This is a genomic window from Prochlorococcus marinus CUG1438 (genome assembly GCA_017644325.1).
GTDB classification, from domain to species: Bacteria; Cyanobacteriota; Cyanobacteriia; order PCC-6307; family Cyanobiaceae; genus Prochlorococcus_A; species Prochlorococcus_A marinus_AA.
The window spans coordinates 1-8,931 of sequence record JAEPLS010000004.1 but is presented as its reverse complement, the minus strand read 5'-3'; the positions used below and the strand labels follow the sequence as shown (position 1 = coordinate 8,931).

11 protein-coding genes are annotated in these 8,931 nt (G+C 32.0%); 7 read left to right on the top strand and 4 right to left on the bottom strand.

The features are described from left to right. The 3 genes from JJ847_09385 to JJ847_09375 all read left to right on the top strand — a co-directional run. A partial coding sequence (locus tag JJ847_09385) for a prolipoprotein diacylglyceryl transferase (protein ID MBO6961099.1) occupies nucleotides 1–234 on the top strand: 234 nt, incomplete at its 5' end. Further along, complete coding sequence (gene cobM / locus JJ847_09380; GenBank protein MBO6961098.1) at nucleotides 227–979, top strand: precorrin-4 C(11)-methyltransferase; 753 nt, start codon at nucleotides 227–229, stop codon at nucleotides 977–979. The genes JJ847_09385 and cobM, both read left to right, overlap by 8 nt. A gap of 59 nt (nucleotides 980–1,038) precedes the next feature. Then, nucleotides 1,039–1,530 (top strand): helix-turn-helix domain-containing protein, encoded by a 492-nt coding sequence (locus JJ847_09375; GenBank protein ID MBO6961097.1) that lies wholly within the window; start codon nucleotides 1,039–1,041, stop codon nucleotides 1,528–1,530. Here JJ847_09375 and JJ847_09370 read toward each other — a convergent pair. After that, a complete protein-coding gene (locus tag JJ847_09370) occupies nucleotides 1,523–3,118 on the bottom strand; it encodes a Ppx/GppA family phosphatase (GenBank protein MBO6961096.1) in 1,596 nt (531 codons plus the stop codon). The two genes, JJ847_09375 and JJ847_09370, sit on opposite strands and share 8 nt — an antisense overlap. A 125-nt stretch (nucleotides 3,119–3,243) precedes the next feature. On the opposite strand from JJ847_09370, the gene JJ847_09365 reads away from it, so the two are divergent. Both JJ847_09365 and JJ847_09360 read left to right on the top strand, forming a co-directional pair. Continuing rightward, nucleotides 3,244–4,131: a 4-hydroxybenzoate polyprenyltransferase gene (locus tag JJ847_09365; protein MBO6961095.1), complete on the top strand. Its 888-nt coding sequence runs from the start codon at nucleotides 3,244–3,246 to the stop codon at nucleotides 4,129–4,131. 9 nt (nucleotides 4,132–4,140) lie between these two features. After that, a complete protein-coding gene (locus JJ847_09360; protein ID MBO6961094.1) occupies nucleotides 4,141–5,010 on the top strand; it encodes an LD-carboxypeptidase in 870 nt (289 codons plus the stop codon). Here JJ847_09360 and JJ847_09355 read toward each other — a convergent pair whose 3' ends face one another. Further along, entirely contained in the window at nucleotides 5,011–5,682 is a 672-nt protein-coding gene (locus JJ847_09355; GenBank protein ID MBO6961093.1) for a 2-C-methyl-D-erythritol 4-phosphate cytidylyltransferase, read from the bottom strand. It abuts the gene before it with no gap. Nucleotides 5,683–5,774: 92 nt separating this feature from the next. On the opposite strand from JJ847_09355, the gene fabG reads away from it, so the two are divergent. Beyond that, complete coding sequence (gene fabG, locus JJ847_09350; GenBank protein MBO6961092.1) at nucleotides 5,775–6,524, top strand: 3-oxoacyl-[acyl-carrier-protein] reductase; 750 nt, start codon at nucleotides 5,775–5,777, stop codon at nucleotides 6,522–6,524. On the opposite strand, the gene JJ847_09345 is transcribed toward fabG, so the two are convergent. After that, the gene (locus JJ847_09345) at nucleotides 6,525–6,704 is read right to left on the bottom strand and encodes a hypothetical protein (GenBank protein ID MBO6961091.1); all 180 of its coding nucleotides are present in this window, start codon (nucleotides 6,702–6,704) and stop codon (nucleotides 6,525–6,527) included. It lies immediately after the preceding gene. 132 nt (nucleotides 6,705–6,836) lie between these two features. On the opposite strand from JJ847_09345, the gene groL reads away from it, so the two are divergent. Then, nucleotides 6,837–8,582: a chaperonin GroEL gene (gene groL, locus JJ847_09340; GenBank protein MBO6961090.1), complete on the top strand. Its 1,746-nt coding sequence runs from the start codon at nucleotides 6,837–6,839 to the stop codon at nucleotides 8,580–8,582. 4 nt (nucleotides 8,583–8,586) lie between these two features. Here groL and JJ847_09335 read toward each other — a convergent pair. Further along, nucleotides 8,587–8,931 (bottom strand): glycoprotein (locus JJ847_09335; GenBank protein ID MBO6961089.1); only part of this gene is annotated, 345 nt, incomplete at its 5' end.

Genomic DNA, 8,931 nt, shown 5'->3' with positions numbered 1-8,931 from the left:
TTCATTAGGCCTGGTTTTATTAGCTGTCTTTATTTAATAAGTTATAGCTTTGGAAGATTCTGGATTGAAGGTTTAAGAATTGACCCTCTTTGTGTTGGTGGACTTCCACCTTTCTGTAATGAAGGTATAAGAATGGCTCAATTTATAAGTATTTTTCTATTTTCTTCTGGATTTATTGGAATATTTTTTTTAAAATCAAAAACATGCATTGGCAAAAATATAAAGAATGAATAAAAAAATATCCTTCATTGGAGTAGGTCCTGGCGATCCAGAGTTATTAACAATAAAAGCATTAAAAAAGATAAAATCTGCAGATGTCATTATCTGGACTGATTCTCTTATTCCTGAAAAGATTTTAGAATTTTCTAAAGAAGGTTCTGAAAAAATCAAAACAAGTTCACTCACATTAGAGCAAATTACCGCAGTTATGATAAAAAAATTTCATGCAGGCAAAATCGTTATAAGGTTACATGATGGAGATCCCTGTCTTTTTGGAGCAATTAAAGAACAAATAGAAATTTTAAAAAAAGAAAGAATTGAAATCGAAGTTGTTCCTGGCGTAAGTGCTTTTCAAGTCGCGGCAGCATATCATGATGCGGAGTTAACTATCCCTGACATAACGCAAACAATAATTTTAACTAGAGCTGGGGGTAGGACAGGTATGCCTGAGAAAGAATCTTTAAAAGATCTTGCAAAACATAATTCCTCATTATGTCTTTATCTAAGTGCTCGACATGTAAAAAGGTCTCAAGAAACTTTACTTGAGTTTTATCCCCCTGAGACAAAAGTTATTGTTGGATACAGAGTGTCTTGGGATGATGGTTGGACATCATTAATAGAATTAAAAGATATGGAAAAATTTTCTATTGACAAAAAATTAATAAGAACAACTATTTATATAATTAGCCCAGCCATAAACAATTCTCAAAAAAGATCTAATCTATATGATCCAAATTACAGTCATCTTTTTAGGAAATAAATAATCTTAAAGTTGATAGAAAAATATTAATCACTATAATTAAGAAAAATTTACTTGCTTTGGAAGAAATAAGATCTTTTACGGAAAACAATAATGAAAGAGATGATTCCTCTTTAAAAAGAATTGGAAATTTTATTAAAGAGGCAAGATTAAGTAGAAATCAATCTATTGAAGAGTTGGCTAAAGATTTAAAAATCGGAGTTAACCAACTTAAATCCATAGAGGAAGGCAACGAAGATGAGCTACCTGAAAAAGTATTTGTCAAAGCGATGGTTCGCAGAATTTCACAGAAGCTGAAACTTAATACTGAATTTATAATGAATGAATTTAAGATACAAAGTAAGGAGGATAAGATTGAAAAAATAGTTGAAGAAGTTTCTAGCAAAACTGATGACTCTAAAAAATCTAAAAATCTAAACGCAGCTGGTTTGGTATTAATTTTAATTTCAGGCTTTCTTGGATTAATCGCTTCTTCGCTAATTTTAAATTTTATTTCGGAGTCTTTTAAGAATGAAACCCCAAAACAAGAATTTATTAAAAAAACTAAATAACTTTTAAATCCAAATTCTTTAATTCTTTTATTACATCACGACATAATCCTAAGTTCCATTTTTCAAGGAGAAGATCATGGTTTCTATTTAAGGGTAAAAGTTCAAATGTAAGAATATTTCCCTGCAATTTTATTTGAACTGAGGAGATCACCTTGTCAGGTCTTTGATCAAGAGATGCTGCTAGTCTCAAAATCAATGACATTTCAAGAACTAATGTTTTATCTTCTTTGGATATTAAATTTTGCCAAGACTCATGTCTTTTCTTAGGTAGAGTCTTTCTATGGTATCTTGCAATTGACGCAATAATATTTGTTTCTGCTTCAGAATATCCCAACAACTCACAATTTTTTATTAAGTACCAAGAGTGTTTGTGATATGAACCAACATTCACGTATTTCCCACAATTATAAAGATTAGAAGCTGCCCAAAGAAGTTCTTTGGCTTTAGGGTCATTATCGCTATGAAAAATATTTTTAGTCTGATCGTAGATTTGACAGGCAATATCGATAACTTTCTCAGCTCTTGTACTATCTACACCAAACTTTCTGGCCTGATGAACTATGGTTGTTTTTCTAATATTGCTTTGAATATTTAACTCGTTTTTTATTATCCCTTTACGAAGCATCCAATCAACAACTAAACCCTCTCTAAGCGCCCTCTCACTTATTGTTAATTCATTAAAGTTCAACATCTCCATTGCTGTATTTAATATCAATGCTCCTGGAACAATTATTTCTGCTCTTCTCTCACTTAATGAAGGTATTTTCTTGATTTCCGAAACTGGCAATTTAATTAGTTTTTCTAATACACTTTGTAAATTTTCCCTTTTAAATTTATAACCATGCAACTTTTGTTTAGATTCTCCCAAATCATCTGAAATCAAATTTCCTAATGAGGTTGCAGTGCCACTGGTTGCAATCATAGATAAAGTCTTATCTCCCTTAGATCTACTCTTTATTTTTCGAACAGATGGTTCTAAAGATCCTTTAATAAAAGTTGTAATAAAACTCGATCTTTCTGAATTTATAGACTCTTTATTTAAAAAATCATTTTTAAGTCTTACCGCACCAATTCTCGAACTGGTAAGAGCTATAGCATCTTTTTTATCAGCAAGTATTAATTCTGTAGATCCTCCTCCAATATCTATGATTACAAAAGACTGATCTTCAAAAGCCATACCAGAAAGAACACCAAGGTAAATTAATCTGGCTTCCTCAGAACCACTTATCATTTCTATTTGAATATCAGTTTCATCAAGAACTCTTCTAATAAAATCTTGACCGTTTGGAGCTTCTCTAACTGCACTTGTTGCTGCTGTTACTATTTGTTTTACTCCATTACTTTTACAATATTCCTTAAATCGCTTAAGAGTAACTAATGCTCTTTGGATTGATTCTGCAGTAAGATTACCCTCCTCATCTCTTTCTCCAAGACGAGTGGTTGATTTATCAGTGAATTTTATCGAAAATGATTTTAATTCTAGATTAATTTCTGCTACCAAGAGATGTGTAGAGTTAGTTCCAATATCTATAGAAGCTACTAAAATTTGCTTTTCTTGAAAATATCTTAAATCTTGTTTCTGTATCATGTCTTTTTATAAGATGCAGATATCTTTAGTCCATTAATAAATATAGCCAAGATTGATTATTAAATAATAGAAATCATTTAATCCTAGTAAGATTATTTAAAGTTATGAAATATACAATAGGTAATATGCAAAATAAAAATCGACAAATTAAATTAAGTACTTTTTTTGAATTATTAAGGTGGAATAAGCCGACTGGAAGAATGATCTTACTTATTCCTGCTGGATGGAGTTTATATTTAACTCCAGATGCTAATCCAACATTTTTAATGTTGCTAAGAATAATACTGGGGGGAATATTAGTAAGTGGATTAGGCTGCGTGGTTAATGATATTTGGGACAAAAAAATTGATCAAAGAGTTATTAGGACAAAAAATAGGCCTTTAGCTGCAAATAAAATCGATCTTAAAACAGCTTATTCAATTCTTTTCTTTTTAATTTTAGGTAGCTTCTTTTTAACTTTGTCACTACCTCAGCCTGGAAGAATCCTTAGCATTTCACTTGCTTTTTTAGCTTTACCTATTATTTTAATTTATCCTTCTGCTAAAAGATGGTTTAAATATCCTCAATTAATTTTATCGATATGCTGGGGTTTTGCTGTCTTAATTCCGTGGGCCGCAAATGAAGGCAATTTAAATAGTATTGTTTTATTATTTTGCTGGCTAGCTACCATTTTTTGGACTTTTGGCTTTGACACGATTTATGCTTTAGCAGATAAAAAATATGATATCGAAATTGGAATAAATAGTTCCGCTGTTACCCTCCAGAACAATACAAGAATAATTATTCAAATTTGTTATTTTTTAACTTCTTGTTTTCTCGCATTATGCGGATTGATTAATCAAATGGATTTTATTTTTTGGCCAATTTGGCTTATAACCTCAATCTTAATGCAGAGAGATATACTAAAAGTATTTCCTGAGGAAAAGCAATCAATAAAAAATATTGGGAATCACTTCAAAAACCAATCAATTTATGGAGGATTCCTTTTATTAGGAATCATTATTGCCTCATAAATTCTAAATATGGTTTTTAGATTAAAAAAAGGTGATCTAATAGACATCTTAGCTCCAGGATCCTTTATTGATGAAGACGAAAATTTTCAAAAAGGCATAGAAATCTTAAAAAAATGGGGTTTGGAAATTAATGAAAATAATTCTCTATCAAAAAAATTTGGTTATTTTGCAGGTAATGATCTAACTAGATTTGAAGAACTGGAAAAAGCACAAAATAGTAAGCTAATCATTTTTGCAAAAGGAGGCTGGGGTTCAGCAAGACTTTTAGAAAAAGAACCTTCTTGGCAGAATGGTTTAATGCTTGGATTCTCAGATACATGCTCTTTATTACTATCTAAATATTCTCAAGGATTTAAAGGTTCTATTCATGGCCCAATGGTTACTGGCCTTTTCAAAGAGCCAGAGTGGAGCCTTGAGAGATTAAGAAATTTACTTTTTGAAGGATATGTTGAGGACATAAGAGGAATTCCTTTAAGAGCTGGAAAAGCTAAAGGACAAATTATCGTTTCTAACTTAACTATTGCTACTTTTTTAATTGGTACTAATCACTTTCCAGATTGCAAAGGAAAAATAATAATTTTTGAAGATATTAATGAAGATATTTATAAAATTGATCGTATGTTGACTTACCTCAGAATGACTAAAACACTTTCTGAAATTGCTGGTATTGGATTCGGAAGTTTTTCTAATGATTCCTGCGATCTTGAATGGAATGATTTACTAAAAAACTGCATTATTGAAAGACTCCAAGAGTTTGATTTTCCTATTCTTTTTGACCTCCCAATAGGCCACATATCGGGAAATGCTTGCATTCCTTTAGGATACGAAGCAACCTTAAATGGTGATGATGGCATTCTTAGTATCGATAAACCTTTTTAACTAGGGGTTCTTCACAAAAAGTTTTGCTATTTTCAAATCTATGGGGGATGTAATTTTTATATTTGAATAAGTTCCTTCAATAATCTTCACTTTCCAATTAAGCATTTCAAATAGTGAGGCATCATCTGTAACTTTCCAGTTTTTATCTATTGCCATCTTATGAGCTTTTTTTAATCTATCTACTAAAAAGCCTTGAGGAGTTTGCGCTGCCCATAAATAATTTCTATCTGGTGTTTCTTTAATAAAACCTTCATTATCAACAATCTTTATTGTATCAGTTACCTTAGTAGCCAAAATAACAGCTTCATTTTCATCTAATTGCTTGGCACAAAGGTCTATCAATTCAGGATTAATTAGACATCTCGCACCATCATGTATTAAAACTTTTTCAGCATCTTTTGGTAGCGCTTTTAGACCATTAAAAACTGACTGTTGTCTGGTGTCACCACCATTAATCCAATGAACCTTATGGGCAAGATGCTTTGCCGAATCTAATAATAAATCTTTATCTTTCGGTTGACCAATTATTCCAACCCAATTTGTTGAGCTTGCAGAAAATACAGATTTAAGTGTCCAATAAATCAAGGACTCTCCTTCTAAATCAATAAGTAATTTATTTTTTCCAGCTTTCATTCTGCTACCACTTCCTGCAGCTGGTATTAAAAAGTGCACAATAGAAGGTCTTAATATTTTCTAGACAATTATAAATAAAAGCAATATCTTTACACAAATAGTACTACGATTGAAAATTATAAAATTTCATAATGTCCAATACAGATTCATTATCAGGCAAAGTTGCTTTAATCACTGGAGCTAGCAGAGGAATTGGTAAAGAAATTGCTTTAGAACTAAGCCGCTTAGGAGCAGAAGTTTTTATTAATTACTCTTCTTCTGATGAAAAAGCTGAAGCAGTTGTAAATTCAATAAAAAATTCGGGAGGTAAAGCTCATAAATTAAAATTTGATGTTTCAAAAGAGGATTCTGTTAGTTCAGCTTTTGAAGAAATAATCAAAATCAATGGCACCATTGATATCCTCATTAACAATGCTGGCATTACTAGAGATGGACTATTGATGAGAATGAAATCGGAACAATGGGATGACGTACTAAATACAAACTTAAAAGGAGTTTTTCTTTGTACGAAATATGCTTCAAAATTTATGATGAAAAAAAGGAGTGGTAGTATCGTAAATATTTCATCTGTTGTTGGATTAATTGGTAATCCCGGTCAAGCAAATTATTCTGCCGCCAAAGCTGGAGTTATTGGATTCACTAAAACTTGCGCTAAAGAATTTGCTTCAAGAGGTATAAACGTAAATGCAATAGCTCCAGGCTTTATAGAAACAGAAATGACTGAAAAACTTAATACTGAAGATATTCTTAAAGTTATTCCTCTAGGGAAATTAGGCAGTTGTTCTCAAATTGCAAACTTAGTATCGTTCTTAGTTTCAAATGATGCAGGAAGTTACATTACAGGACAAACAATTAGTATTGACGGGGGTATGAGCATTTAATTATGTACTTTCATAAGGCTGACCCAATTCATCTCTTAACCTTCTAATTTTTTGTAAAAGTTTTAGTCGTCTACTTCTAGCAGTTAAAGTCAAGAAAAATCTTAAAGGAAAATATATCAGTGTCATAGCAATCGCGAGAATTGCGGTAAGAGTAAAAATAAGATTATTTGTTTCATCCATATCCTAAAGATACCCTTATTTGAATTAATTTGTATGTCTCATTAAAAGAAATTCGGCTTTCCCCACTTAATTAAATATCCCTTAAAAAAGATTCTATGGGAGATTAGAATAAATACAAAAGATCCAGTAAACATGGCAAAACAGTTGAGCTTTTCTAATGAATCAAGAGAGGCGCTAGAAAAAGGTGTAAATTTCGTAGCTAACGCAGTAAAAGTTACTATTGGCCCGAAGGCAAAAAATGTAGTAATAGAGAGAAAATTTGGTTCGCCAGATATAGTAAGAGATGGATCCACTGTTGCCAAAGAGATTGAGATTGAAAACCCTATTGCTAATTTAGGAGCGAAATTAATAGAACAAGTTGCGGCCAAGACAAAAGAGAGTGCTGGTGATGGAACAACAACAGCAACTATTTTGACTCAGAAGATGGTTCAGGAGGGATTAAAAAATATTGCTTCTGGTGCCAGTCCTATGGAGTTAAAAAAAGGAATGGAGGTAGGCCTAGCTTTTGTTTTAGAAAAATTAAGCTCCAAAAGTATTTCATTAAGTGGTTCTGATATTCAAAAAGTTGCAACAGTTAGTGCTGGAGGTGATGAAGAAATTGGATCTATAATTTCGAAAGCAATGGATATTGTTACTTCTGATGGTGTAATAACTGTTGAAGAATCTCAATCACTAGAAACAGAATTAGATATAACTGAAGGAATGTCTTTTGATAGAGGATATAGTTCTCCATATTTTGTAACAGACCAAGAAAGACAAGTTTGTGAACTTGAAAACCCTAAAATATTAATCACTGATCAAAAAATCTCAACTTTAGTTGATCTAGTTCCAATACTTGAAGAAATTCAGAAGTCAGGCTCACCTTTTCTAATTCTTGCTGAAGATATCGAAGGAGAGGCTTTAACCACTCTGGTTTTGAATAAAAATAGTGGAATTTTAAATGTAGCTTCCGTTAGAGCTCCATTATTTGGTGAGAGAAGAAAAGCTGCACTCGAAGATATTGCAATTCTTACAGGGGCTAAGTTAATTAGCGAAGATAAATCGATGAAACTTGATAAAGTATCGATCAATGACTTAGGCAAAGCAAAAAAAATAACTATCACGAAGGACAAAACTACAATTGTTGCCTTCGAAGACACTAAAGATTTGGTTAAAGCGCGAGTAGAAAAATTAAAGAGAGAAGTTGAAATAACAGACTCAGAGTATGATCAGGACAAAATCAATGAAAGGATTGCAAAACTAGCTGGAGGAGTAGCACTTATCAAAGTTGGAGCTGCAACAGAAACAGAGATGAAGTACAAAAAGTTAAGAATCGAAGATTCCCTTAATGCAACGAAAGCTGCTATTGAAGAGGGTGTAGTTTCTGGAGGTGGACAAACTTTAATTGAAATATCAGATGACCTTTTAAATTTAAGTCAAACATCTTCCGATGATTTAAGAACAGGGATAAATATAGTAAAAGAAGCTCTTTTGGAACCTACTAAACAAATAGCAAAAAATGCTGGTTTTAATGGTGATGTAGTTGTCGCTGAAATTAAAAGACTTAACAAAGGCTTCAATGCTAACTCAGGGAAATATGAGGATTTAAAAGATTCAGGAATATTAGATCCAACTAAAGTAATAAGATTAGCTCTTCAAGATTCAGTATCTATTGCAGCTATGCTCCTCACAACAGAAGTTGCGATGGCCGACATTCCAGAGCCTGAAGCCCCAGCTCCTGGAGGACCAGGTGGAGATCCAATGGGAGGCATGGGTGGTATGGGTATGCCAGGTATGGGCGGTATGGGTATGCCAGGTATGGGTGGTATGGGTATGCCAGGTATGGGTGGCATGGGTATGCCAGGTATGGGTGGCATGGGCATGCCAGGCATGATGTAAAAAGCTAACTAGCTTTTTTATCTTTATTAATCCATTTTCTTAAATTTTTAATATTAGGTAGTGGTAATTTTGGGTTTTTAATATATTGATTTATTTGATTAGAATCTTGTTTAATATTGACTACTTGATTGTTGTTAGAAATTTTTAAGTAATTTGATTCACTATTTGTTTCTTCTGAATTTTCTATAGTTTTTAAACCTTCAAGCATAATTTGTTCTTGATTTTCTTCTTCATGATTTTCATCAATTAAAGTTATTTGTTCTTGATTTTCTTCTTCATGATTTTCATCAATTAAAGTTATTTGTTCTTGATTTTCTTCTTCATGATTTTCATCAATTAAAGTTATTTG

Coding starts and splice junctions, on each gene's coding strand:
- fabG (MBO6961092.1), top strand. CDS start 5,775: ATGTCCAATACAGATTCATTATCAGGCAAAGTTGCTTTAATCACTGGA.
- JJ847_09345 (MBO6961091.1), bottom strand. CDS start 6,704: ATGGATGAAACAAATAATCTTATTTTTACTCTTACCGCAATTCTCGCG.
- JJ847_09365 (MBO6961095.1), top strand. CDS start 3,244: ATGCAAAATAAAAATCGACAAATTAAATTAAGTACTTTTTTTGAATTA.
- JJ847_09360 (MBO6961094.1), top strand. CDS start 4,141: ATGGTTTTTAGATTAAAAAAAGGTGATCTAATAGACATCTTAGCTCCA.
- groL (MBO6961090.1), top strand. CDS start 6,837: ATGGCAAAACAGTTGAGCTTTTCTAATGAATCAAGAGAGGCGCTAGAA.
- cobM (MBO6961098.1), top strand. CDS start 227: ATGAATAAAAAAATATCCTTCATTGGAGTAGGTCCTGGCGATCCAGAG.
- JJ847_09370 (MBO6961096.1), bottom strand. CDS start 3,118: ATGATACAGAAACAAGATTTAAGATATTTTCAAGAAAAGCAAATTTTA.